The 25590-nt window shown below is 63.8% G+C and carries 22 protein-coding genes; 16 read left to right on the forward strand and 6 right to left on the reverse strand.

Going from position 1 to position 25590, the window contains the following annotated elements; genetic code table 11:
• Window positions 1-91: 91 nt before the first annotated feature.
• Window positions 92-1402: a PQQ-dependent sugar dehydrogenase gene (locus AC1Q6X_RS13810; RefSeq protein WP_230501795.1), complete on the reverse strand. Its 1311-nt coding sequence runs from the start codon at window positions 1400-1402 to the stop codon at window positions 92-94.
• Window positions 1403-1453: 51 nt separating this feature from the next.
• Window positions 1454-1720, reverse strand: a complete 267-nt coding sequence (locus tag AC1Q6X_RS13815) for a hypothetical protein (RefSeq protein WP_070220458.1) — start codon at window positions 1718-1720, stop codon at window positions 1454-1456.
• A gap of 263 nt (window positions 1721-1983) precedes the next feature.
• Here AC1Q6X_RS13815 and AC1Q6X_RS13820 point away from each other — a divergent pair, with 263 nt between their 5' ends.
• The 7 genes from AC1Q6X_RS13820 (at window position 1984) to can (ending at window position 10950) form a co-directional block, all read left to right on the forward strand.
• The gene (locus tag AC1Q6X_RS13820; RefSeq protein ID WP_227742053.1) at window positions 1984-2955 is read left to right on the forward strand and encodes an NAD kinase; all 972 of its coding nucleotides are present in this window, start codon (window positions 1984-1986) and stop codon (window positions 2953-2955) included.
• A 47-nt stretch (window positions 2956-3002) separates the two neighbouring features.
• Window positions 3003-4670 (forward strand): DNA repair protein RecN, encoded by a 1668-nt coding sequence (recN, locus tag AC1Q6X_RS13825; RefSeq protein WP_070290876.1) that lies wholly within the window; start codon window positions 3003-3005, stop codon window positions 4668-4670.
• A gap of 151 nt (window positions 4671-4821) precedes the next feature.
• A complete protein-coding gene (gene hemH / locus AC1Q6X_RS13830; RefSeq protein ID WP_070220454.1) occupies window positions 4822-5931 on the forward strand; it encodes a ferrochelatase in 1110 nt (369 codons plus the stop codon).
• Window positions 5932-6275: 344 nt separating this feature from the next.
• Window positions 6276-6812 carry a nucleotide exchange factor GrpE gene (gene grpE, locus AC1Q6X_RS13835; protein WP_034788734.1) on the forward strand — a complete coding sequence of 179 codons (537 nt, stop codon included), beginning with the start codon at window positions 6276-6278 and terminating at the stop codon, window positions 6810-6812.
• A 91-nt stretch (window positions 6813-6903) separates the two neighbouring features.
• The gene (dnaK, locus tag AC1Q6X_RS13840) at window positions 6904-8847 is read left to right on the forward strand and encodes a molecular chaperone DnaK (RefSeq protein ID WP_070290878.1); all 1944 of its coding nucleotides are present in this window, start codon (window positions 6904-6906) and stop codon (window positions 8845-8847) included.
• 161 nt (window positions 8848-9008) lie between these two features.
• Window positions 9009-10142 (forward strand): molecular chaperone DnaJ, encoded by a 1134-nt coding sequence (gene dnaJ / locus AC1Q6X_RS13845; RefSeq protein WP_034745985.1) that lies wholly within the window; start codon window positions 9009-9011, stop codon window positions 10140-10142.
• Between the two features lie 136 nt (window positions 10143-10278).
• Window positions 10279-10950 carry a carbonate dehydratase gene (can, locus tag AC1Q6X_RS13850; RefSeq protein ID WP_034788731.1) on the forward strand — a complete coding sequence of 224 codons (672 nt, stop codon included), beginning with the start codon at window positions 10279-10281 and terminating at the stop codon, window positions 10948-10950.
• An 18-nt stretch (window positions 10951-10968) separates the two neighbouring features.
• On the opposite strand, the gene AC1Q6X_RS13855 is transcribed toward can, so the two are convergent.
• Entirely contained in the window at window positions 10969-11454 is a 486-nt protein-coding gene (locus tag AC1Q6X_RS13855) for a tetratricopeptide repeat protein (RefSeq protein ID WP_230501797.1), read from the reverse strand.
• A 211-nt stretch (window positions 11455-11665) separates the two neighbouring features.
• Here AC1Q6X_RS13855 and AC1Q6X_RS13860 point away from each other — a divergent pair, with 211 nt between their 5' ends.
• The 4 genes from AC1Q6X_RS13860 (at window position 11666) to AC1Q6X_RS13875 (ending at window position 15312) form a co-directional block, all read left to right on the forward strand.
• The gene (locus tag AC1Q6X_RS13860) at window positions 11666-12550 is read left to right on the forward strand and encodes a TauD/TfdA dioxygenase family protein (RefSeq protein WP_230501799.1); all 885 of its coding nucleotides are present in this window, start codon (window positions 11666-11668) and stop codon (window positions 12548-12550) included.
• Between the two features lie 80 nt (window positions 12551-12630).
• Window positions 12631-13596 (forward strand): ABC transporter substrate-binding protein, encoded by a 966-nt coding sequence (locus AC1Q6X_RS13865; protein ID WP_409028719.1) that lies wholly within the window; start codon window positions 12631-12633, stop codon window positions 13594-13596.
• Window position 13597: 1 nt separating this feature from the next.
• Window positions 13598-14443, forward strand: a complete 846-nt coding sequence (locus AC1Q6X_RS13870; protein ID WP_070311703.1) for an ABC transporter ATP-binding protein — start codon at window positions 13598-13600, stop codon at window positions 14441-14443.
• Window positions 14440-15312 (forward strand): ABC transporter permease, encoded by an 873-nt coding sequence (locus tag AC1Q6X_RS13875; protein ID WP_230501803.1) that lies wholly within the window; start codon window positions 14440-14442, stop codon window positions 15310-15312. The genes AC1Q6X_RS13870 and AC1Q6X_RS13875 overlap by 4 nt, the downstream gene beginning before the upstream one ends.
• A 14-nt stretch (window positions 15313-15326) precedes the next feature.
• Here the strand turns inward: AC1Q6X_RS13875 and AC1Q6X_RS13880 are convergent, their stop codons facing one another.
• Window positions 15327-16220: an HTH-type transcriptional regulator ArgP gene (locus AC1Q6X_RS13880; protein ID WP_492497600.1), complete on the reverse strand. Its 894-nt coding sequence runs from the start codon at window positions 16218-16220 to the stop codon at window positions 15327-15329.
• 143 nt (window positions 16221-16363) lie between these two features.
• On the opposite strand from AC1Q6X_RS13880, the gene AC1Q6X_RS13885 reads away from it, so the two are divergent.
• Together AC1Q6X_RS13885 and AC1Q6X_RS13890 are read left to right on the forward strand one after the other, a co-directional pair.
• Window positions 16364-18802: a penicillin-binding protein 1A gene (locus tag AC1Q6X_RS13885; RefSeq protein WP_492497601.1), complete on the forward strand. Its 2439-nt coding sequence runs from the start codon at window positions 16364-16366 to the stop codon at window positions 18800-18802.
• 4 nt (window positions 18803-18806) lie between these two features.
• A complete protein-coding gene (locus tag AC1Q6X_RS13890; protein WP_070220436.1) occupies window positions 18807-19430 on the forward strand; it encodes a trimeric intracellular cation channel family protein in 624 nt (207 codons plus the stop codon).
• A gap of 23 nt (window positions 19431-19453) precedes the next feature.
• Here AC1Q6X_RS13890 and gabD read toward each other — a convergent pair whose 3' ends face one another.
• Window positions 19454-20908: an NADP-dependent succinate-semialdehyde dehydrogenase gene (gabD, locus tag AC1Q6X_RS13895; RefSeq protein WP_230501807.1), complete on the reverse strand. Its 1455-nt coding sequence runs from the start codon at window positions 20906-20908 to the stop codon at window positions 19454-19456.
• A gap of 172 nt (window positions 20909-21080) precedes the next feature.
• Here gabD and AC1Q6X_RS13900 point away from each other — a divergent pair, with 172 nt between their 5' ends.
• The 3 genes from AC1Q6X_RS13900 to AC1Q6X_RS13910 are packed head-to-tail and all read left to right on the forward strand — an operon-like array spanning window position 21081 to window position 24407.
• Window positions 21081-22976 (forward strand): beta-propeller domain-containing protein, encoded by a 1896-nt coding sequence (locus AC1Q6X_RS13900; protein ID WP_492497602.1) that lies wholly within the window; start codon window positions 21081-21083, stop codon window positions 22974-22976.
• Window positions 22977-23025: 49 nt separating this feature from the next.
• Entirely contained in the window at window positions 23026-23592 is a 567-nt protein-coding gene (locus tag AC1Q6X_RS13905) for a sigma-70 family RNA polymerase sigma factor (RefSeq protein WP_230501811.1), read from the forward strand.
• Complete coding sequence (locus tag AC1Q6X_RS13910; protein ID WP_492497603.1) at window positions 23589-24407, forward strand: hypothetical protein; 819 nt, start codon at window positions 23589-23591, stop codon at window positions 24405-24407. The genes AC1Q6X_RS13905 and AC1Q6X_RS13910 overlap by 4 nt, the downstream gene beginning before the upstream one ends.
• A gap of 4 nt (window positions 24408-24411) precedes the next feature.
• Here the strand turns inward: AC1Q6X_RS13910 and AC1Q6X_RS13915 are convergent, their stop codons facing one another.
• Window positions 24412-25557 carry an MFS transporter gene (locus tag AC1Q6X_RS13915; RefSeq protein ID WP_070311695.1) on the reverse strand — a complete coding sequence of 382 codons (1146 nt, stop codon included), beginning with the start codon at window positions 25555-25557 and terminating at the stop codon, window positions 24412-24414.
• Between the last annotated feature and the right edge of the window lie 33 nt (window positions 25558-25590).

The raw sequence follows: 25590 nt of genomic DNA on the forward strand, positions 1-25590 counted from the left end.
TTGCGTGGTTCGAAGGTCCATCATGCGCGTGGCATCCTTGCCCTTCCGTTCGTTGTGCCACACAGGGGGCGCATGCGCGGCGCCAATGTGTTCACGGCGCCGGCGTGACGCGCCAGATGACATTGCCCACGTCGTCCGCCACCAGCAGCGCGCCTGCCTTGTCGACGGCCACGCCGACGGGGCGTCCTTGCGCCTTGCCGTTGCTGTCGAGGAAACCGGCGACGACGTCCTGCGGCGGCCCGCTGGGTACGCCATCGGCGAAGGGCACATAAATGACTTTATAGCCGCTGAAGGGCTTGCGGTTCCACGAGCCGTGCTGGCCGATGAAGGCGCCGCCCCGGTAGCGTTCCGGCAGCAGGGTGGCATCATAAAACGCCAGTCCCAGCGAGGCCGTATGCGCGCCCAGCGCGTAGTCGGGTGCAACAGCCGTGGCCACCAGTTCGGGACGGGGCGGCTTGACCCGCGCATCGACGTGCTGGCCGAAATAACTGTAGGGCCAGCCATAAAAGGCGCCGTCCTTGACGGACGTCATGTAGTCGGGCACCAGGTCGTTGCCCAGCTCGTCGCGCTCATTGACGGCCGTCCACAGGGCGCCCGTCCTGGGCTGCCAGGCCAGGCCGACGGGGTTGCGCAAGCCCGTCGCATACACGCGGGCCTTGCCCGTCGCGCGCGTGAATTGCCAGATGGCGGCGCGGCCATCTTCGGCCGCCATGCCGTTTTCGCCCACGTTGCTGTTCGAACCGACGGCAACATAGAGAAATTTGCCGTCGGGGCTGGCGATGACGTTCTTGGTCCAGTGGTGATTGATGGGGCCGCCCGGCAAATCCATCACCTTGACGCCGGGCGCCGTGATGGCTGTCTGGCCTTCCTTGTAAGGAAAACGCATCAAGGCGTCGGCATTGGCGATGTACAGCTCGTTACCCACCAGGGCCATGCCGAACGGCGAGTTCAGTCCTTGCAGGAACACGCTGCGCGTCTGCGCCACGCCACTCGCGTCGACGCCGCGCAGCAGGGTGATGCGGTTGGCGCTGGGCGTGGCCGCGCCCGCCTTTTTCATCTGCATCTGCATGATCGCGCCCTTGATGCCCTTGCTGTCGTCCGGTTTCGGCGGGGCGTTCGTTTCCGCCACGAGCACGTCGCCATTCGGCAAGACGTACAGCCAGCGCGGATGGTCGAGGTCGCGCGCATACGCATGGATGGCCAGGCCCGCCGCGACAGCGGGGTGCTGCGCTGCCGTCCAGCGCTGCACGGGGGCGACGTTGACGGTAGGAATCAGTTGTTTGTCCGGTGCGGGCAGGGTGGGCTGCGGGCCGAAGCCCACGGGCATGGCGGGCGCCTGGGCATGGGCGAGATGGGCGCCGCAGGCAGCGGCCAGCAGGAAGGAACGGGCGTAACGGTGCATGGCGTACTCCGGAGCATGAACAGTGCGGGTAGCAGAGCGTGACCGTTGGAGTCAGCGCGCCTTCTTTGGTTCCAGTTGCGCGTCGGGACGGGCTTGCTGCGGCGCGGCGGGCTTGACCTTTTCCACGCCCGGCTGGGCGTGCAGGTCCGTATCGACCAGTCCCTGCTCCAGGTCGCTGGCCGCCTGCTGCATGATCTTGCGTGGGCGCACGTTCTGCGCATCGGGCGATTCGTCGCGCTCGTGCGGCAGACGGTCGATGCCGTCATTCTTGACCTTTTCATCGGTATTGATCTTGCGTTCGCTATGCTGGGTAACCATATGGCCTCCTGACAGAAGAATTGACGTGGGATCAGTGTCCTGCCGCAGCCAGGCTGCCTGCAAGCGGATTTGTCCATCCAGGGAGCGCTGGCGCACGCATGGATGATTCTTTTTCTGCGCTACACTGCGTGCAACACCAAGAACGCCCCTTGCGGGCACACGGCAGCCGCACTATACTGTGGATATATACAGTACCATGCGATGGCGGCGTGCGACGCGACAGCCTGGGGCGGCTTGCCACCGAATTCATTACCGAGATTTTTATGCCCGTCGATAACTACGCCGACCAGCGAGCCGAACAGCCAGCCGCGACCTTGCCAGCCCCGGGCGAGCGCTTCAACCTGGGCGCCAAGACCATTGCCCTGGTCGTGCGCCAGAATACGGATGGCATTGCCGAGCCCGTGAAAAGCATCGTCGATTTCCTGCAAGTGCTGGGCCACACGGTGGTCTTCGAGGCGGAGACGGCCGCGCACCTGAACCTGGCGTTTCCCGGCGTGCGCGCCATGTCGCCGGCCGAGATCGGCGCCGCCGCCGATTGCGCCATCGTCATGGGCGGCGATGGCACCATGCTCGGCATTGCGCGCCAGCTGGCACCATTCGACGTCCCCTTGATCGGTATCAATCAGGGGCGCCTGGGTTTCATGACCGATATTCCGCTTGAGCGCATGCTGCCCGTGCTGGCGCAAATTCTCGGCGGCCGATTCAAGGCCGAGCGCCGCACTTTGCTCGAAGGCAGCGTGCTGCGCGACGGCGAGTCGATTCACGTGGGCATGGCCGTCAACGATGTCGTCGTCTCGCGCGGCGGCGGCGCCGGCATGGCCGAATTGCGCGTCGAGGTCGACGGTCACTTCATGTACAACCAGCGTTCGGATGGCTTGATCATTTCCACGCCCACGGGCTCGACCGCGTATTCGCTGTCGGCCGGCGGCCCGCTGCTGCATCCGACCCTGGGCGGCATCGTGCTCGTGCCGATCGCCCCGCATGCGCTGTCGAACCGCCCCATCGTCTTGCCCGATTCCAGCCAGATCGTCGTGGAAATCGTGCGCGGGCGCGATATCAGCGTCAATTTCGACATGCAGACCTTTGCCAGCCTGGTGCAGCAAGACCGCATCCTCATCCGCCGTTCGCCCCATACGATTACCTTCCTGCATCCGGAAGGGTGGAGCTACTACAACACCCTGCGTGAAAAACTGCACTGGAATGAGTACCCGTCGGGCGAGGGCAAGCTCAGCTAATAGTTTCTTCACCTCAACCCGCGGTGCGCCGCCTAACCACAGAAGCCATGCTCCATACACTGTCCATTCGCGATTTTGTCATTGTCGATACCATTGAACTGGAATTTTCCGCCGGCTTCAGCGTGCTGACGGGCGAGACGGGCGCCGGCAAGTCCATCCTCATCGATGCGCTGACTTTGGCGCTGGGCGGGCGCGGCGACGCCAGCGTGGTGCGCGAAGGCGCGGCCAAGGCCGACATCACGGCCGATTTTTCCGTCAGCGAAGTGGCGCAGGCCTGGCTGGTGGCGCATGAATTCGCCAACGACGATGGCGGCGCCCTGCTGCGCCGCGTGATCGACAATGCGGGCCGCTCGAAGGCGTATATCAACGGCATTCCCGCCACGGCCGCCCAGCTGCGCGAACTGGGCGACATGCTGGTCGATATCCACGGCCAGCACGCGCACCAGTCCTTGCTGAAAAGCGAAGCGCAGCGCGCCTTGCTCGACGGCCAGGCGACGGCGCGCGAAGCGGGCGCGGAGCAGGATGCGCGGCAAGTGGCGGCGCTGCACAAGCGCTGGCGCGCCCTCGTGCGCCAGCGCGAGGAATTCGAAACGAATGCCGCCAACGTGCTGTACGAGCGCGAACGCCTGGAATGGCAAGTGGGCGAACTGGAAAAGCTGGCCGCCAAGCCCGGCGAATGGACGGAGATCACGAACGAGCACAGCCGCCTGTCGCACGCGGCCAGCCTGCTGGAAGGGGCGCAGGAAGCCCTGGCGATCATTTCCGAGTCGGAAGACCATCCGATCGTGTCGCAACTGTCGGCCCTGAACCAGAAGCTGGGCAAGCTCGTGTCCGTCGATGCGGAATTGCAGCCGATCGTCGACCTGATCGAGTCGTCGCGCATCCAGCTGCAGGAATCCGTGTACGCGCTGAACAATTACCTGGACCGGGTGGAACTGGATCCGGAGCGTCTGCACCAGCTCGACGCGCGCATGGAAGCCATGCACAGCACGGCCCGCAAATTCCGCGTCACGCCAGAAGAATTGCCGGAGGAACACGCCAAGCTGTCGGAAAAGCTGCAGCACCTGGCCGACGCTTCCGATATCGAGGGCTTGCTGCGCCAGGAAGCGAAGATCGAGGCCGAGTACCGCGCCGTGGCCGAGCGATTGTCCGCCACGCGCCGCGCCGCCGCCCTGGAGCTGGGGCAAGCCGTCACGCGCGCCATGCAGGAACTGAGCATGACGGGCGGCAGCTTCGAAATCGCGCTGCACCCGTGCGATCCGGCCGCCCACGGCCTCGAGCAAGTCGAGTTTCTCGTTGCAGGCCATGCGGGCACGGCGCCCCGTTCGCTGGCCAAGGTAGCGTCCGGCGGCGAACTGGCGCGTATCGCGCTGGCCATTTCCGTCATCACTTCGCACGCCACCACCACGCCGACCCTGATCTTCGACGAGGTCGACAGCGGCATCGGCGGCGCCGTCGCTGAAGTGGTCGGACGCTTATTAAAACGCCTGGGGCAGGGACGCCAAGTGCTGTGCGTGACCCACTTGCCGCAAGTGGCCAGCCAGGCCAATCAGCATTTCCAAGTGGCAAAAAGCACCCTGGACAACGGCAAGACGGCGTCGCGCATCGACATGCTCGACGCCAAGGCCAGGGTGGAAGAAGTGGCGCGCATGCTGGGCGGCCTGGAAATCACGGCCACCACGCGCAAGCATGCGCGTGAGTTGCTGGCGATTTGATTCATGGCTGGGGGCAGACCGGGGTCAGACCCGTCGGGTCTGACCCCAGCTTTTGCTATGGGTGAATTGCATCGACATCCATCTTTCCCGATGTTGACGCAATGTAACTATAATAACTGCCTAATCCATCCAACGCCTTCGAAGAGCCTTCATGTCATTTCAAACAGAACCGCCGTACACGCATGGCAGCATCGACCGCAGCGCCGTGGTGCTGGTCAACCTGGGCACGCCCGATGCGCCGACCTCGTCGGCCGTGCGGCGCTACCTGAAGCAATTTTTGTCGGACCCGCGCGTGGTGGAGATTCCCCGCCTCGTCTGGTGGTTCATCCTGAACCTGATCATCCTGCCCTTCCGCTCGGGCCAGTCGGCCAAGAAATACGCATCGATCTGGACGCGCGAGGGCTCGCCCCTGAAAGTGCACACGCAAAAGCAGGCGAAACTGCTGGCCGGCGCCCTGGCCGAACGTGGCCACGATGGTGTGACCGTGGCCATGGCCATGCGCTACGGTTCGCCTTCCTTGCCCGAGGTGCTGGCCCAGCTGAAAAGCGAAGGCTGCGAACGCATCGCCATCCTGCCGGCGTATCCGCAATATTCGGGCACGACGACGGGTTCCATCTACGACGCCGTATTCGCCCATTACGCTACCGTGCGCAATGTGCCGGAATTGCGTTTCATCAAGCAATATCACGAGCACGACACGTATATCGACGCCTTGCGCGATTCCGTGCTGAACCACTGGGAAGCGCATGGCCGTCCGGAAAAACTGGTGATGAGCTTTCATGGCGTGCCCAAGCGCACCTTGCTGCTGGGCGACCCCTACCACTGCCAATGCCTGAAAACGGCGCGATTGCTGGCAGAAAAACTGAAATTAACTAAAGAGCAATACGTGGTGACCTTCCAGTCGCGCTTCGGCAAGGCCGAATGGCTGCAGCCGTACACGGCGCCCACCCTGGTGGCGCTGGCGCAGCAGGGCGTCAAGCGCGTCGATCTGCTGTGTCCTGGCTTTACCAGCGATTGCCTGGAGACGCTGGAAGAGATCGCCATGGAAGCCAAGCATGATTTCGAGACGGCCGGCGGCCAGCACTTCCATTACATCGCCTGCCTGAACGAAACGCCGGCCTGGATCGCGGGCATGGCGGAAATTGCGGAGCAGCATATGATCGGCTGGCCGACGATGAAGACGGCGCCGCAGCGCGACGCGGACAAGAAGGCGGGCGAGCAGGCGCGCGCGGCGGCGCTGGCACTGGGCGCGGCGAATTAAAGATAATTAATTTTTTCACAATCAAAAGCCGCGCTTGCGCGGCTTTGTCATGTGTGGCGCGACAAAAGTACTATCCAGATAGCAACGCCGCCAGTGGCGATGGCCGTGGCGGGGCTGGTAGAATGCCCGCTTTGCCGGGGGAAGCCTGGAAAATCAAGGGGGCGCGCACGGCTCACTGGCCGAAATGGGTCGCCTTTTGTAATAAGCTGTAACATGAATCGCTGTAATTCTGGTTTTGCCGTGTATACCCCTTGAAACAATAGGATATAGCCCCATCTGCCCGTTAGTGTTGTAAAGATAGTTAGACTAACTCATTTAAGTCATTGATTGTAGGAGCTTTCTAGATGCAAGATCAGGAAAACCAAGCTGTACCTAATCCGCAAGCGGACGCCGCGGCGACTGCCCCATCGACTCCCGCAGAGCCTACTTTGGAAGAGCAGCTGGCGAGTACCGAAGCGCGTCTTGCAGAGATGCACGATGCCTTCATGCGCGCCAAGGCCGATGGCGAAAATATTCGCCGCCGTGCGCAGGAAGATGTTGCTAAAGCGCATAAATTCGCAGTGGAAAGCTTTGCCGAAGCCATGGTGCCGGTGAAAGACAGCCTGGAAACGGCGCTGACGGTGGAAGCACCGACCATCGAATCGCTGAAAGAAGGCGTCGAGATGACCCTGAAGCAACTGAACGCCGCGTTCGAGCGTAACCGCCTGGTGGAAGTCTTGCCAGTGCAGGGCGAAAAGCTCGATCCGATGAAACACCAGGCCGTTGCCGTGGTGCCAGCGGAGCAGGAAGCGAACACCATCGTGTCAGTCTTGCAAAAGGGCTATATGATTGCGGACCGCCTGCTGCGTCCAGCCATTGTCACGACCGCGCAAGCAAAATAATCAGAGTGCGGCATCAAGCAAGCCTTGAAACCATGCCGCTTTGCCACATATAAGAACCATCTGAAATCTAGCAAATAAAAGGAAAAAAATCATGGGTAGAATTATCGGTATCGATCTGGGAACCACGAATTCCTGCGTTTCCATCATGGAAAACGGTCAACCAAAGGTAATCGAAAACGCTGAAGGCGCACGCACGACGCCGTCGATTATTGCTTATCAAGAAGATGGCGAAATTCTCGTCGGCGCGCCAGCGAAACGCCAGGCCGTGACCAATCCGAAAAACACGCTGTACGCAGTCAAGCGTCTGATCGGTCGCAAGTTCGACGAAAAAGAAGTGCAAAAAGACATCGCGCTGATGCCGTATCAAATCATGAAAGCCGACAACGGCGATGCATGGATCGGCGTACGCGACAAAAAACTGGCGCCGCCGCAAATTTCGGCTGAAGTCCTGCGCAAGATGAAAAAAACGGCAGAAGACTACCTCGGTGAAGAAGTCACCGAAGCCGTCATCACCGTGCCTGCCTACTTCAACGACTCGCAGCGTCAAGCCACCAAGGATGCCGGCCGTATCGCTGGCCTGGACGTCAAGCGCATCATCAACGAGCCAACCGCGGCAGCGCTGGCGTTCGGCCTGGACAAGACCGAAAAAGGCGATCGTAAAATCGCCGTGTATGACCTGGGTGGCGGTACGTTCGACGTGTCGATCATCGAAATCGCAGATGTTGATGGCGAGAAACAATTTGAAGTGCTGTCGACCAACGGCGACACCTTCCTGGGCGGCGAAGACTTCGACCAGCGCGTCATCGATTACATCATCGACGAGTTCAAGAAGATCAACGGCATCGACCTGAAAAAAGATCCGATCGCCCTGCAGCGCATCAAGGCTTCGGCCGAGCGCGCGAAGATCGAATTGTCGTCGTCGCAGCAAACCGAGATCAACGAGCCGTACATCGCCATGGCGAACGGCGCACCGGTCCACTTGAACCTGAAGATGACCCGCGCCAAGCTGGAATCGCTGGTGGAAGAGCTGATCACGGCCACGATGGAACCATGCCGCACCGCCATCAAAGATGCTGGCGTGAAAGTGTCGGACATCGATGACATCATCCTGGTCGGCGGTATGACCCGTATGCCGAAGGTGCAGGAAAAAGTGAAGGAATTCTTCGGCAAGGATCCACGCAAGGACGTGAACCCGGACGAAGCCGTTGCCGTAGGTGCAGCGATTCAAGGTTCGGTCCTGTCGGGCGAACGCAAGGACTTGCTGTTGCTGGACGTCACCCCTCTGTCCCTGGGTATCGAAACCCTGGGCGGCGTGATGACCAAGATGATCCACAAAAACACGACGATTCCGACCAAGTTCAGCCAAGTGTTCTCGACGGCCGACGACAACCAGCCTGCGGTGACCATCAAGGTCTTCCAGGGTGAGCGCGAAATCGCCGCCGGCAACAAAGGTCTGGGCGAATTCAATCTGGAAGGCATCCCGCCAGCATCGCGCGGCACGCCACAGATCGAAGTGACCTTCGACATCGACGCCAACGGCATCTTGCATGTCGGCGCGAAAGACAAGGCCACCGGCAAGGAAAACAAGATCACGATCAAGGCCAATTCCGGCTTGACCGAGGCTGAAATCCAGAAGATGGTGAAAGACGCCGAGCTGAACGCGGAAGAAGACAAGAAGGTCAAAGAATTGGCCGAGTCGCGCAACCAGGCCGATGCTCTGGTACACTCGACCCGGAAATCCTTGACCGAATACGGCGACAAGCTGGACGCGGGCGAGAAAGAGAAGATCGAAGCGGCGATCACCGACCTGGAAGCAAGCATCAAGGCCGGCGACAAGGCTGAGATCGACGCCAAGGTGGAAGCACTGTCGAGCGCATCGCAGAAACTGGGCGAAAAAATGTATGCCGACATGCAAGCGCAGCAAGCTGCCGGCGGCGCGGAAGGTGCACAGCAAGCTGCTGGCGCATCGGACGCAGGCGCCAAGCAGGACGACGTTGTTGACGCTGACTTCAAGGAAGTCAAAGACAGCAAGTAATTGTCTTGCGCTCCCATGAACCGGGGGCAGCCGGGCTGAACGCTACATCGCGGGATTAGCCGCGAAGACCGGCCGAGCCGAGTCGCTGCCCAGTGCAGCACTCGACTCGGCTTTTTCGTGTAATTTTTACATCAGTAGATAGACTGCAAGGTGCCGACAACATGGCAAAGCGTGATTTTTACGAGACACTCGGTGTCGCAAAAAATGCTTCGGAAGAAGAGATCAAAAAGTCTTACCGTAAACTGGCGATGAAATACCATCCGGACCGCAATCCGGATAGCAAGGAATCGGAAGAAAAGTTTAAGGAAGTCAAAGAAGCCTACGAGATGCTGACCAATCCGGAAAAGCGCGATGCGTATGACCGTTACGGTCACGCCGGCGTGGACCCGAACATGGGCGGCGGTGGCGGCTTCGGCGGCGGTGCTGGCGGCTTTGCCGACAGCTTCGGCGATATCTTCGGCGACATCTTTGGCGGTGGCGGTGGACGCAGCCGCAATGCGGGGCCACAGGTGTACCGTGGCGCCGACTTGCGCTACAACCTGGAAATTACGCTGGAGCAAGCTGCGCACGGCTTCGACACGACGATTCGCGTGCCGAGCTGGGACAAGTGCGACACTTGTCATGGCAGCGGCGCCAAGCCGGGCACCTCGCCCACCACCTGCGGTACTTGCGGTGGTCACGGTCAGGTGCGCATGCAGCAAGGTTTCTTCAGCATCCAGCAAACCTGCCCGAAATGCCATGGCAGCGGCAAGGTCATCACCGACCCCTGCACGCCATGCGGCGGCGCCGGTCGCATCAAGCGCAACAAGACGCTGGAAGTCAAAATTCCAGTCGGTATCGACAACGGCATGCGTATCCGTTCGTCCGGCAACGGCGAACCGGGCACTAATGGCGGCCCGTCGGGCGACCTGTATGTGGAAATCCACATCAAGCCGCACGCCGTGTTCCAGCGTGAAGGCGACGACCTGCATTGCGAAATGCCGATCTCGTTCACCAAGGCAGCTTTGGGCGGCGAAATCGAAGTGCCTACCCTGAACGGCAAAGTGTCGTTCACGATCCCGGAAGGCACCCAGTCGGGCAAGACCTTCCGCCTGAAAGGCAAGGGCATCAAGGGCGTGCGCTCCGGTTACGCGGGCGACCTGTTCTGCCACGTGGCCATCGAAACACCGGTGAAACTGACGGAAAAACAGAAAGACCTGCTGCGCGACTTTGAAAAGTCGACAACCGAGGGCGGTGCCAAGCACAGTCCGCAAAGCAAGACCTGGAAAGACAAGGTCAAGGATTTTTTTGAATAAGCACACGTAACACCATGCGCCGGGATGCTGAAACATCCCGGCGTTTTTTTCATCACGACTGAACAATGTGCGCGCATCGCCGGCCTATGGGCGCGATCTGCGGCCAATTCAGTCGTACGCACACAATGGGAGCGATATGACCGAACAGAAAAATGGCCCGGCCCTGGCGGAACTGCTGCAGCGTAACCGCCGCTGGGCCGACTCGATGGTGGCGAAGGACCCGAACTTCTTCAAGAACCTGGAAGCGCAGACATCGCCCGAATACCTGTGGATCGGCTGCTCCGACAGCCGCGTGCCGGCCAACGAACTGCTGGGCATGGCGCCTGGCGACGTGTTTGTACACCGTAATATTGCCAACGTGGTCGTGCATTCCGACCTCAATTGCCTGTCCGTCCTGCAATTTGCCGTGGACGTGCTGAAAGTCAAACATATCATCATCGTCGGCCATTATGGCTGCAAGGGCGTGCATGCTGCCATGACGGGCACGCGCATCGGCCTGGTCGACAACTGGCTGCGCCACGTGCAGGACGTGGGCCAGAAGCACGAGCGCTACCTGGGCGACGTGCTGACGAGCCGCCAGCGCGGCGACCGCCTGTGCGAACTGAACGTGGTCGAGCAAGTCTTGAACGTATGCCAGACCACCGTCGTGCAAGATGCGTGGGAACGGGGCCAGGAACTCAGCGTCCATGGATGGGTCTACGGCTTGAAGGATGGCTTGCTGAACGACCTCGAAGTGACGGTCACAGCCGGCCACGAGCTGGCGCCGCGCATGGCGACCCGCCTGGCCCGCTACGAAGCAATCGCGTAAGCGGCGCTGGCGCCGCGTCTATGGCGCGGCGCCTTCCAGGCGGTCCAGATAATCGGCCGCCTCCCGCACGCCCTCCTGCGCCGCCTGGCGCAGCCAGGTTCTGGCCTGGGGAAGGTCCTGCGGCGTGCCCCGGCCTTCGGCCAGCGCCACGCCATAGTGATAGCGCGCCAGCCGCGCATAGGCGGCGTCATCGTTGGTATGGGCGCCGCGCCGCATCAGCGCCGTCGCCTGCGCCAGGTCCCTGGGCACGCCGATGCCCGTTTCATACAGCTGGGCCAGCCAAATCATCGAATACACATCGTTCCAGCGCCGGATGCAGTCTTCAAAGATGGCGACGGCCGCCGCATGGTCGCCCGTCTTGTCGGCCGCATAGCCGTATAAACACTTGATGCGCTTGTCGCTGTGCACATAGGCTTTGTAGCTGAGATCGCCTTCATCCTGGCTGTCCTGGGCGTGGACGGGAACAGCGAACAGAACGGCGAGCAGCAGGGCGTAGGTGCGCATGGTTTTCCTGGTCGATGGTTGAAGATTGGCAGACAAGCAAGTTGCGTGCTAGCTCCCTTTCCGGGCAAAGCCGGTGCCGCTGTGCCCTTGCGTGACAGCGCCTGTTGCAGCATGGCGCAACGCGCCGCGCATATCCATATAGTAAATGCTTCGTTTGCAGGGAACGCAGGCCGGCATACAGTGGACTTCCCCAGACTCTAGTCGAGTTCCCATGTCGGCCGTCCTGAAACCCGCGTTTTCTTCCAGCCAGTTCCGCATTGAAACGTTCGATGCGCCGCTCGGCGCGCAAGTGCTGGGGCTGGACCTGGCGCAGCCGCTGTCGCTGGGCGACTTCCAGCGCCTGCACCACGCCCACCTCGACCATCACGTGCTGGTGTTCCGCGACCAGCGCATCACGCCGCAGCAGCAAGTCGATTTCAGCCGCCGCTTCGGCCCCCTGCAAATCCACGTGCTGCGCCAGTTCCAGCTGCCCACGCAGCCGGAGGTGCTGATCATCTCGAACATCGTCGAAGATGGCCAGCCCATCGGCCTGGGTGACGCGGGCCATTTCTGGCATTCGGACCTGTCGTACAAGGAAGTGCCCAGCCTCGGCTCCATGCTGCACGCGCAAGAGTTGCCGGACGAGGGCGGCGATACCGTGTTTGCCAACATGCACCTGGCCTGGGAAAGCTTGCCGGCCGCGCTGCGCCACGCCGTGCGCGGCGCCCGTGCCGAACACAGCTACCTGAGCCAGTATGAGGAGTTGCGTCGCCGCAACCCGTGGCGCCCGGCGCTGACGCAGGCGCAGATCGATGAAGTCAAACCCGTGACCCACCCCGTCGTGCGCGTGCATCCGGAAACGGGACGCCGTGCCCTGTTCGTCAGCGAGCATTTCACCACGCGCATCGTCGGCTTGCCCGCCGATGAAAGCCGCGCCCTGCTCGACGAACTGTTCGCCCACAGCGTGCGCCCCGAGCACCTGTATGTGCACCGCTGGCAGCCGCACGACCTGGTGTTCTGGGACAACCGCTCGCTGATGCACCTGGCGACGGGCTGCCCGCCCGACCAGCGCCGCAAACTCTACCGCACCACCATCGAAGGCGATGCGCCGTACTGATTTTGACTGTTGATCTGACCCAAGGAGTGTCCATGTTGCCGATCTTGACCTCTTCCCGCCGCCTTCTCGCCGCCATCGCCATGCTGTGCATGGCCATGCCCATGGCCCGGGCCGAAGGCCAGATCCGCATCGCGGGCCAGCACGGCATCACCTTCTTGCTGCTCAATATTGCGCAGGAACAAAAACTGATCGAAAAGCATGGCAAGCAGCAGGGCGTCGACGTGAAAGTCGAGTGGATTACCCTGTCCGGCGGCCCGGCCATCAATGACGCTTTGTTGTCGGGCAATATCGATATCGCGGGTGCGGGCCTGGGGCCGCTGCTGACGATCTGGGACCGAACGAAAGGCCGGCAGAACGTGCGCGGCGTGGCTTCGCTCGGTAATTTCCCCTACTATTTGATCAGCAACAACCCGAAGGTAAAAACCCTGGCCGACTTGACGGACAAGGACCGCATCGCCTTGCCCGCCGTCTCCGTGTCCGTCCAGGCGAGGATATTGCAAATGGCCGTGGCGAAGCAGTGGGGCGACAAGGAATTTGCCCGCCTGGATAAAATCACGCAAACCCTGCCGCATCCGGATGCGGCCGCGGCCATCATCGCCGGCGGCACGGAATTGAGCGGCCATTTCGGCAATTCGCCGTTCCAGGAGCAGGAACTGGCGCAGAATCCGAACGCCCACATCATCCTGAATTCGTATGACGTGCAGGGCGGACCCAGCTCGTCGACCCTGCTGTATGCGACGGAAAAGTACCGCAAGGACAATCCGAAGACGTACCGCGCCTTCATCGCCGCCCTGGCTGAAGCGGCTCAGTACGCGAGCAGCAATCCGCAAGGCGCGGCCGACATCTATATCAAGGTCAATAAAAGCAAGGTGGACCGTAATCTGCTGCTGAAAATCTTTGCCAATCCGCAAGTGCAATTCAAGATCGCGCCGCAAAACACCTATGGCCTGGCGCAATTCCTGCACCGCGTGAGTGCCATCCGCAACCTGCCCGACAGCTGGCGCGATTACTTCTTTGACGACCCTGCCATCACGCAAGGAGGCTGAAATGAACGCGCCTGCTTTTCACCTCGTACGTCCTCCGCTTGCGCTGGAGCCCTTGCTCAGTGTCAAACATGTCAGCCTGGAATACCGCACGGAACAGCGCACCGTGCGCGCCACGCACGACGTCAGTTTCGACGTGTTCCGCGGCGACCGTTTCGTGCTGCTGGGGCCATCGGGATGCGGCAAGTCATCCTTGCTGAAAGCCGTGGCCGGCTTCATCGCGCCGCGCGCGGGCAGCATCGCCATGCAGGGCGTTCCTATCAGCAAGCCGGGGCCGGAGCGCGTCGTCGTGTTCCAGGAATTCGACCAGTTGCCGCCATGGAAGACCGTGCTGGAAAATGTCATGTTCCCCTTGCTGGCCAGCAAGCGGCTGGACAAGCAGGCGGCCCGCGAGCGTGCCCATCACTGGATCGCCAAGGTGGGCCTGGCCGGCTTTGAAGATGCTCATCCGCATACCTTGTCGGGCGGCATGAAGCAGCGGGTGGCCATCGCGCGCGCCCTGGCCATGCAGCCGGAAGTGCTGCTGATGGACGAGCCGTTTGCCGCGCTCGATGCCTTGACGCGGCGCAAGATGCAGGAAGAGCTGAGCCGCCTGTGGGAAGAGCTGCGCTTTACCCTCGTCTTCGTCACGCATTCGATCGAAGAAGCGCTGGTGGTGGGCAACCGCATCCTGCTGCTGTCGCCCCATCCGGGCCGGGTGCGCGCCGAACTCAACAGCCATCAGTTCGGCCTGCACAGCGCGGGCAGTACGGAATTCCAGGCTGCCAGCCGCCGCATCCACGGCTTGCTGTTCGATGAGGAAGTTGTTCCTGTTCCGCAAGCAGCTGGCGCGCAGCGGGAGGCCGTATGAGCGCGCTGCTGGAGCCGCCCATCCGCCAGGAATTCGTCTATGCGGCACCGCCGCCCGCCGGCCTCACCGTCGAGCGGCCGCTGTCGCGCTGGCAGCGCTGGAGCCAGCACGCGCTGTGGCGCAAGGCTTTCATTTTGCTCAGCCTGGCCCTGCTGTGGGAAGGGGCGGCGCGCTGGACGCACAACGATTTATTGTTGCCCGGTTTTATCCAGACGGCGCAGGCGTTTATCGGCGGCATCGCCAGCGGTGAATTGCTCACGCGCACGGCCGCGTCCCTCGTCGTGTTGCTGCAGGGCTATGCGGTGGGCGTGCTGGCCGCCTTCGTGCTGACCTTGCTGGCCGTGTCGAGCCGCATCGGGCGTGACGTGCTGGAAACCCTGACGGCCATGCTCAATCCCTTGCCGGCGATCGCCCTGCTGCCGCTGGCCCTGCTGTGGTTCGGCCTGGGACGCGCCAGTTTGATCTTCGTCATCGTCCATTCCGTGATGTGGCCGCTGGCCCTGAACACGTATGCGGGCTTCCAGGGCGTGCCCGAGACCCTGCGCATGGCGGGCCGCAACTACGGCTTGAACGGCTTGCGGCTGGTGCTGCACATCCTCGTGCCGGGCGCCTTGCCGTCCATCGTCTCGGGTTTGAAGATAGGCTGGGCGTTCGCCTGGCGCACCCTGATCGCGGCCGAGCTGGTATTCGGCACCACGTCGGGGCAGGGCGGCTTGGGCTGGTACATCTTCCAGAACCGCAACGAGCTGTACACGGACAAGGTGTTTGCGGGCCTGGCGGCCGTCATCGTCATCGGTTTAATCGTGGAAAACATCGGTTTTCGCACCTTGGAGCGCGTCACCTTGAAACGCTGGGGCATGCAGCGGTAGTGATCTCACCATACTTATTTCAGGATCTTGCGCGCCGCCGCGATGATGTGCCGCGACAGCTGCTCCATGCGCGGCGACTGCACCTTCCACGTGTGCCAGTACAGGGTCACGTCGGCCGGGGTCTTGGGCGTGAGCATTTCCACGAGCTCCCCATCCGTGTTCGCTTTCAACAGCAATTCCGGCACCATGCCGTAGCCGAGGCCGTAGCGGATGGCGTTGAAGTGCGAGGTGGCGCCCGGCACGTAATGGCAGGGGTAGGCGCCTTCGGGCAAGCCCAGCGCCTCTAGCAGGAACGACGACTGCAGGGTGTCCTTGCGCGTGTAGGCGACGACGGGCGCCGTGCGCGCCGCCTTGCGCGTCAGCCCGTGCGCAAACCACTGCTGGCGGAACGCTTGTGTGGCCACCAGCCAGTAGCGCATCACGCCCAGCGGTTCGGCCGTGCAGCCGCGCATGGGTTTGGCTTCCGTGCTGATGCAGCCGATGGCCATGCCCGTCTCCAGCAAGGTATACGTGTGGTCCTGGTCTTCCACGGTCAGGTCCAGCAACACGCGTTCGCGTATCAACACCTCGGACAGGGCGGGAAAGAACCACGTGCCCATCGAATCCGCGTTCAGCGCCAGCACCAGGGTCAGCGGGGCATCCTGCTGCACCGCCAGTTCCGCCTGCAAGTCCGCTTCCAGCAGCTTGGCCCGCTTCAGATACTGCATCAGCCGCTGGCCCATGCGCGTGGCGCGCGCGGGACGGCTGCGCACGATCAGCGCATTGCCGAGCTGGCTTTCCAGCGCCCGCACCCGCTGCGAAATGGCTGGCGACGTCAGGTGCAGCCGCAGCGCCGCCTGTTCGAAACTGCCCGTTTCGACGACGGCGCGGAACGCTTCCGTGTGCTTGGGATTGAGATCCATGGCCACTGCCTAACATAAGAAAAATTTATCAATACTAAATAATACTTACTTTTCATAAGGATGGGTGTGTTGCAGTGCACAATACCTCTTTGATGGAGTGCCGCGTACGCGTATGCAGCGCGGCCTCCTGGCAGCAAGGGAATCACCTCATGGAAGCACAAGCGCAAGATACAAAGCCCCGCAAGCCGTCATCGAAACTGGCGCGCAATCTGAAATTCGGCCTGGGATTGACCCTGGGCCTGGGCTTGTCCGCAGCGCTGGCGGGCGGCTGGTGGCTGCGCCAGGCATGGCAGGACTTGCCGCCCGTCGAGCACCTGGCCCAGTACAAGCCCGCGCTGCCGCTGCGTATTTTTTCCAGCGAAGGCGAGCTGCTGGCCGAGTACGGTGAAGAGCGCCGCGAGTTCCTGCCCCTGAAGGAGATCCCGCTGCGCATGCGCCAGGCCTTGCTGGCCATCGAGGATGCGCGCTTCTACGAGCATGGCGCCGTCGACTTTTACGGCTTGACGCGCGCCACCCTTGCCAACGTCGTCACGGGCCATCATGCGCAGGGCGCCAGCACCATCACCATGCAGGTGGCGCGCGACTTTTTCCTGTCGCGCGAAAAGACCGTGCAGCGCAAGCTGACGGAGATGCTGCTCGCCTACAAGCTGGAACAGCACTACGGCAAGGACAAGCTGCTGGAACTGTACATGAACCAGATCTACTTGGGCGAGCGCTCCTACGGCTTTTCCGCCGCCTCGAACATCTATTTCGACAAGCCGCTGGCCGACGTCAGCATCGCGGAAGCGGCCATGCTGGCCGGCCTGCCGAAAGCGCCGTCGGCGTATAACCCCGTCGCCAATCCGCAGCGCGCCACCGTGCGCCAGCATTACATCCTGCAGCGCATGCGCGAACTCGGCTACATCACGCCAGCCGAATACGACGCGGCCGTGGCGGAAAAACTGGCCCTGAACAAGGACCGCAACAGCTCCGTGCACGCGGCCGCGTATGCGGTCGAGGAAGCGCGTCAGCTGATCGTGCAAAGCTACCCCGAAGGCGCCTACAGCATGGGCCTGGACGTGACCACCACCATCCGCATGGCGCCGCAGCGGGCGGCCGACAAGTCGCTGCGCGATGGGCTATTGAACGCGCAGGCGCGGCGCGGCTATCGCGGCCCGGAAGCGCGCCTGGCCGCCTCCGCAGACAGCGTGGCGCGCCAGCTGGCCGCCTACCCGGACAGCGGAGAAGTGCGCGCCGCCCTCGTGCGCAAGGTCGAGACGAGCGGCAAGCGCCAGCTGACGGCGCAGCTGCGCAATGGCGACGAGATCGTGCTGACGGCATCGGACGCGCGCCTGGGCGGCAAGCTGCCGCTCGACGGCAAGCGCGCCATCGTGGAAAACAGCGTCATCCGCGTGTTGCACGACGCGGCGAAAAAGCGCTGGCTCGTGAGCCAGCTGCCCGAGATGGAAGGCGCGCTCATTTCCGTCGAGGCGCACAGCGGCGAAATCGTCGCCATGGCGGGCGGCTTCGATTTCTACCGCAACCACTACAACCACGCCATGCAGGCCTACCGCCAGCCCGGTTCCAGCTTCAAGCCCTTCGTGTATTCGGCGGCGCTGGAAAAGGGCTATTTTCCCGGCACGGCCGTGGACGATACGCAGCGCCTGCTGCTGCCGCGGGAAACGGGTGCGCAGCCGTGGCGTCCGCGCAATTACGGCAACAACTATGAAGGCTTCATCAGCGTGCGGCGCGGTCTCGTGCGCTCGAAAAACCTCGTCGCCGTCAGTCTGATGCAGGCGGCCGGCCCCGGCTACGTGCAGCACTACGCCACGCGCTTCGGTTTCGAGGGCGCGCGCAATCCCGTCTCGCTGCCGCTGGCGCTGGGCGCGGGCGCCGTCACGCCGCTGCAGCTGGCGCAGTCGTATGCCGTGTTCGCCAACGGCGGCGTGCAGATGCCGCCAAAGCTGATCAAGGAAGTGCGCAGCCGCAGCGGCGCGGTGCTGTTTTCCGACGCGGCGCCGCGCGCCAAGGGCGAGCCGGCACCGGGCACGCAGGTGATCTCCACGCGCAATGCCTACGTCATGGACAGCATGCTGCGCGACGTCGTCAAGAGCGGCACGGGACGCGGCGCGCTGGCGCTGGGACGCGGCGACGCGGCCGGCAAGACGGGCACTTCGAACAATGCGTATGACGCCTGGTTCGCCGGCTATTCCTCGGGCCTGGTGTCCGTCGTCTGGCTAGGCTACGACCAGCCCAAGAGCCTGGGCAATGCCACGGGCGGCACGCTGGCGCTGCCCGTCTGGCGCGATTACATGCAGGTAGCCGTGCAGGGCCGCCGCGAGCAGGTGCTGGCCGAACCGCCTGGCCTGGCCCTGCTCGACGGCGACTATGTGTATGCCGAATACCTGGCCGGCGACTGCCTGAAGGATAACTTCGCCTTTATCCACAGCAGCGTCGGCTGCGGCAGCGGCGCTGCCGATACGCGCATGGCGCACGGTGACGCTGGCGCCGGCGGCGCTGGCGGCTCCGGCACGGGCACGAGCGAGGCGCGCACCCTGAGCGAAGCGCGCGAACGCGAACAAATTCTCAAATCATTTTCGGAAGAGTAAGACCATGCTGCTATATACGATCTACCTGGTGGCGATTGTCGCCGAAGCGATGTCCGGCGCCATCATGGGCATGCGGCGCGGCATGGATTTGTTCGGCATCTGCATGATCGGCACCGTCACGGCGCTCGGTGGCGGCACCGTGCGCGACGTGCTGCTGGGGCACTATCCGCTGGGCTGGATCGCGCATCCCGAATACCTGTTGTTTACCATCGGCGCGGCCATTGTGACGGCCTTTGTCGCGCGCTATCTGCATCATCTGCGCGCCATCTTTTTGCTGGTCGACGGCCTGGGCCTGGTGGCGTTTTGCGTGATCGGCTGCGACATCGCCATGTCGGCCAAGATGCATCCGGCCATCGTCGTGCTGGCGGGGATGATCACGGGCGTCTTCGGCGGCTTGCTGCGCGATATCCTGTGCAACCAGATTCCCCTCGTGCTGCAGCGCGAAGTGTATGCCACCGTGGCCCTGTTTACGGGCGCCCTGTATGTCGGCCTGCTGCACTTCAAGGTCGACAGCTCCGTGGCGCAGCTGTCGTCCATCGGCGCGGGCTTTTTGTTCCGCTTCCTGGCCTTGCACTTCGAGTGGCGCCTGCCGAATTTCAACGGTGACCGGATCCGGGGATTCGAATAGCGGCGGCGCCGTCGGGCATATCGTTAAATACCGCCCATGCAGATGTATTTGATGACCAGGTAATCGTCGATCCCGTACGACGATCCCTCCCGGCCCAGGCCCGACTGCTTGACGCCGCCGAACGGCGCCACTTCCGTCGAGATCAGCCCCGTGTTCACGCCCACCATGCCGGATTCCAGGCCTTCGGCGACCTTCCAGATGCGGCCGATGTCGCGCGAATAGAAATAGGACGCCAGGCCGAATTCCGTGTTGTTGGCCAAGGCGATGACTTCCTCGTCCGTCTTGAAGCGGAACAGGGGCGCCAGTGGCCCGAACGTCTCTTCGCTGGCCACCAGCATGTCGTTCGTCACGTCGGCGATCACGGTGGGCTGGAAGAAGTTGTGGCCCAGCGTATGGCGCTTGCCGCCCAGTAGCAGGCGCCCGCCCTTGGCCAGTGCGTCGGCCACGTGCTGCTCCACTTTTTTTACGGCCTTTTCCTCGATCAGCGGACCCTGCGTGACGCCTTCGTCGGCGCCGTTACCCACCTTGAGTTTTTGCACGGCCGCCACCAGCTTTTGCGCGAAGGCCTCGTACACGCCATCTTGCACGTACAGGCGGTTGGCGCACACGCAGGTCTGGCCCGCGTTGCGGTATTTCGAGGCGATGGCGCCTTCCACTGCCGCATCCAGGTCGGCGTCGTCGAAGACGATGAACGGCGCATTGCCGCCCAGTTCCAGCGACAGCTTTTTGATCGTCGGCGCGCACTGGCGCATCAGCATGCGGCCCACTTCCGTCGATCCCGTGAAACTGAGCTTGCGCACGAGGGGATTGGACGTCATCTCATCGCCGATCTCCTGCGACGAGCCCGTGATGACATTGAACACGCCCGCAGGCACACCCGCGCGTTCGGCCAGCACGGCCAGCGCCAGCGCGGAAAACGGCGTCATGCCGGCCGGCTTGACGAGCATCGGGCAGCCGGCCGCCAGCGCCGGTCCTGCCTTGCGCGTGATCATCGCGGCGGGGAAGTTCCAGGGGGTGATGGCGGCGCACACGCCGATCGGCTCCTTCGTCACGACGATGCGCCGGTCCGGCCACGGCGACTGCAGGGTATCGCCCGCGACGCGCTTGCCTTCTTCGGCGAACCATTCGATGAAGGAGGCGGCGTATTGCACTTCGCCTTTGGCTTCGAGCAAGGGCTTGCCCTGTTCCGCCGTCATGATCAGCGCCAGGTCGTCCGCGTTTTCCAGTATCAGGTCATTCCAGCGGCGCAGCACGGCTGCGCGTTCCTTGGCCGTCTTCTTGCGCCAGGCGGGCCAGGCGGCGTTGGCCGCGCTGATGGCGTTCCTTGTCTCCTGCGTGCCCATCACGGGCACATGGCCGATCACTTCACCCGTGGCGGGATTGCGGACGTCGGCGTGCTGGCCGCCGTCGGCATCGAGCCATAGTCCGTTCAGGTAGCATTGCTGGCGTAGCAGCGCGGGATCTTTCAGTGTGAGCATGGCAGACTTTCAGCAGTGGTTGCGTGATCGTCCATGGTAGTCCTTTTTGCCGGGCGCACGATTGCGTCCCATGTGCGGCGTCTGGCCTTCAAAAATAGTTGACCATTTTTAACCCCGTTTCGCCGCGCATGCCGTTTCATGGTCATTACCCCAATCAACCGGAGCAGAAGCGATGTCCAGCGCCCACAAGATCATATTGATGCTGTCCCTGCTGCTGTCGGCAGGCAGCCATGCCGCCGGCACGGCGCCGCGCAAGACCCTGGCGCCGTTCGCCAGCGAGCAGGCCTTGAGCAGCTACCTGCAGCAACTGCAGGCGCGCCAGGCGGCCTTGCTGCGGGAGCAGCAGAAACTGCAGCGCGCCACGGCGCAGTACATGTCGGCGCCGCCCGCACCGCCGCCAGCGCCAGCGCCGATGGTGGCGAAAGCGGCGCCGGCGGCGTCGGCAGAGGCGGCCGAATCCGTCACCAATGTGCAGACGGCGGGCGTGGACGAAGGCGGCATCGTCAAGCTGCACGGCAAGCACCTTGTGATGCTCCGGCGCGGCAAGCTGTTCACCGTGCAGGTGGGCGGCAATGCCCTGCAGCCCGTGGCGGCGCTCGACGCGTTCGCGCCGGGCAGCGACCCGTCGGGCAGCTGGTATGACGAAATGCTGATCGATGGCGACACGGTCGTGGTGATCGGCTACAGCTACAGCCGTGGCGGCACGGAGATCGGCCTGTTCGACATCGGTGCGGATGGCAAGCTGGCCTATCGCGCCACGTATCATTTGCGCTCCAACGATTATTATTCGTCGCGCAATTACGCCAGCCGCCTGATCGGCAGCAAACTGGTATTCTATTCGCCCCTGTCGCTGAACCTGCGCCGGGGCGACCCGTTTGGCGGCTTTCCCGCGCTGCGCCGCTGGCGTCCCGACGCCGTACCGTCCGACTTCAAGCGCATCGCCCCGGCCACGCGCATTTACCGCACCGATGAAGAGCCCGAACCGGGCTTTGGTCTGACCCTGCATACGGTCACCGTGTGCGACCTGGCGCAGCGCGACATGCGCTGCGAAGCGACCGCCGTGATGGGGCCGCAGGGGCGCGTGTTTTATGTGTCGGGCGAATCCGTTTTCGTGTGGACGACGCGCCGGGGCAGCGATTCGGGCGTGTTCCGCATTCCCCTCGACGGCTCGGCGCCCAGCGCCCTGAAGGTGGCTGGCGCGCCCGTCGACCAGTTCTCGTTCCTGGAAAGCAGCGACGGCCACCTGAACGTCCTGCTGCGCGCCGAGGGCCAGGGCGACGCGATGTGGGATGGCACGCGGGGGCGCGGCGACATGGCCCTGCTGCGCGTGCCATTGGCGTCGTTTTCCGATGGCCGCGACAGTGCGCCGGCCGGCAGCTACCAGCCGCTGCCCGGCGGTGGCGGCTACGGCCTGCAGAACCGCTATGTGGGACCCTATCTGTTGTACGGCAATCCGGGCAATGCGGGGCGCCGCAAGGCCGACCAGGCCTGGCCACGCCAGCCCCTGTATGCACTGCGCTGGGCCGATGCGGGCAGCGTGCAAGCCTTGTCGCTGCCGCACGGCGTGGAGCGCATCGAGGCGATGGGCAATGACGCCGTGGTGATCGGCGCGCAGGGCAGGGATCTGCACTTCAGCACCATCGGCCTGGGGGCGCAGGCGGCGGTCGCCACGCGCTACATCCGCGCCGATGCGGCGCAGGGCGAGTCGCGCAGCCACGGCTTTTTCTACAAGCCGCAAGCGGCCGGCGAGGGCATGATCGGCCTGCCCATCCTGGGCGCGGACGAACGGCCTGGCCTCAACAAGTCAGCCGCCTCCGTCCTGTACCTGCGCAACAGCGGCCTGCAATTGAGTGAACTGGGCGCGCTGGCGGCGCGGCCCGGCCCGGCACCGGACGACGGCTGCCGCGCGTCGTGCGTGGACTGGTACGGCAATGCGCGTCCTTTGTTCCTGCAGGGCCGCGTCTTCGCCTTGCTCGGCTATGAACTGGTGGAAGGGGCGCTCAAGGAGGGGCAGATCCGCGAAGTGCGCCGCGTCAGCTATGCGCCCAATGCCTCCTCTTTGCGCTGAAGGCGCGGGGAAATTGTCGCCGCCGCGTAGTTCGGCTACACTGGTCCGCATGCCCGACACTTTATTGACCGCGACGGATGAAGACCTGATGCTGCGCTACAGCGCCGGCGACCTGCCGTCGTTTCGCGAGCTGTACCGGCGCCACAGCCAGGGCCTGTACCGCTTCGTGGCCTGGCGTTCGCCGCGCCGCGCGTGGGTGGACGAGATCGTGCAGGATGCGTGGGCCAGCCTGCATGCGGCGCGCGCCGGCTACCAGCCGCAGGCGGCGTTTCGCACCTATCTGTACCAGATCGCGCGCAACCGCCTGATCGACCTCCTGCGCCAGCGGGAAGGACAGGACCACTGCGACGCGGGCGAACTGGCGGACGAGGGCGCCTCGCCGCCGCAGTCGCTGGAGCAGAAACAGCAGCACGCGCGGCTGCATGCGGCCATCGCCGCGCTGCCGGCGGAACAGAAGGAAGCGCTGGTGCTGCAGCAGTTCAGCGGCATGAGCATCCTCGAGATCGCCGCGGTGACGGGGGCGGAAGCGGAAACCGTCAAGAGCCGGCTGCGCTACGCCATGCAGAAATTGCGCGCGGGCTTGGACAGCGCCGCTGGCGCGGGAGGACAGGCATGAATACGCACAATCACGACGAACCGAATGACGAGGAATTGACCGCGCTGCTGGCCAGCCTGCCGCAGCCGGCGCCTTCCAGCGCGCTCGATGCGGCCATCCTGGCCGACGCGGAAAAAGCCTTGCACCAGCCGGCAGCGGCCAATGACAGCGCCGATGGCGTGCTGCACACTCTGCCGGCCAAGAAATCACCGGACTACCTGCAGCGCTGGCGCGTTCCACTGGGGCTGGCCGCTGCCGTGCTGCTGACGGTAAACCTGATCGGCGTGGACTGGTTCGGCTCGAAGCCGGCGCAGTTTCCCGTGGTCGGGGAACCGGTCACGCAGGAGGTGATGCAGGAAGCCGCACCGGCCGCTGCACCTGCGACGGAGTCCGCGCCGCCGCCGCCGCCGCCGCCGCCGGCACCGCGCGCCATGGCCAAGGCGGCACCGAGGCCGCCGGTGCAGGCCGAGCCGGTAGCAGCCGTGCCGTCAGCACCCCCGCTGGCGGCGACCGTACCCTTGGCGCCTCCTGCGCCGCCGCCACCACCGGCGCCTGCCGCGGCAATCGAGCAGCAAGCCGCCATGCAGGCCGAGGCCGGCCTGCAGCGTCAGGCGCCGGTGCAGCGCGCGCTGGCCATGCCCGCTCCCGTCGCGGCCCGCTCCGCGCCGCTGCCGCCGCCCGCAAAGCTCGACGCTGGCGTCTGGCTGGTGAAGATCGACGCCCTGCTCAAGGCGGGCGAGGGTGCCCTGGCGCACGAGGAGTGGACGGCGTTCCGGCAGGCGTATCCCGACTATCCGGTGGCCGAGGAGCTGCGGCAGCGGCTGGAAAAGAAATAGCGCGTTACACGATCCCTTTCCTGCGTTCCCACACGGCGCTGCCCACGAAAATGGCGGCGCACACCCACATCACGGCCGGCAGGGCGTTTACGCCGGCCGATTGCATCAGGACGCCCGTCAGCAGGGGACCGCCGCCGCTCGTGATGCCCCAGGTGGCGTTGACGATGGCGCTGGCGCTGGTCAGCGACAGCCCCGTGAAACGCTCGCCGCAGGCCACCAGCGCCAGCATGTAGATGCCGCCCGCCGCCGCGCCCAGCAACAGCAGCAGGGTCCACCACAGCCATGGCGTGCCGACGGCAAACGGCAGCAGCGGCAGCAGCAGGCAGACGGCCACGCCGCAGCCCGCGTGCACCCTGGCGCGGCCGAAACGGTCGGCCATCCAGCCCAGCGCGAATTGCAGGCCCGTATCGCCCACCAGCACCACGGTGGCCGACAGCAGGGCCAGGTCCGTGCCGATGCCGTGCTCCATCGCATACAGGGGCAGGAGACTCAATGCCAGCGTGTCGAACAGGGCGAAGAAGGCGGCACCGAGCACGATCATCGGCATGCGCGGCAGGATCAGGGTCCACTTCACGCCGTGTTCTTGCGGTTCCTTTTCCGGGCCGCTGTTCGAGATCAGCATCAGGCCCGGCACGGCCAGCAGAAACAGCAGGCCGCAGGCGGCGAAGCTCCACGCAATCTTGTCGTTGAAGAGGGCCACGAGGGCGGGGCCGATCAGCTGGAAGAAGGTAAAACTGGTGGTGTACATGGCCACTACGCGGCCGCGCGAATTGTCGGGCGCCAGGCGGTTGACCCACGCTTCGCCGATGGTAAACAGCACGCCCATGGCGCCGCCGAACAGGAAGCGCAGCACGCTCCACGCCAGCAGGTGGTCGCTGAACTGCATGGCGATCGTCGCCAGCGAGGCCACCCAGACGGCGCCCAGCATGGTGGCGCGCGCGCCGAAACGCCCCACCCAGCCCGAGACGAACGGCGAGGCGGCCAGGATGCCGAGGGCGCTGACGGCCGTGATCATGCCGATGATGTCCGTGCCCACGCCGCGCTGGTGCAGGGTCAGGGCGGTGAGCGGCATGGTGGCGCCCAGGCCCAGGCCGACCACGCCGATGCTGACCACGAGGGCGAAGAAGTCGCGCCACGGCATGGTCTTCATGGCTGCCCCCGCAAGGGATAAAAGGTGTTCGGA

This window comes from Janthinobacterium sp. GW823-FHT06H09 (assembly GCF_058794735.1).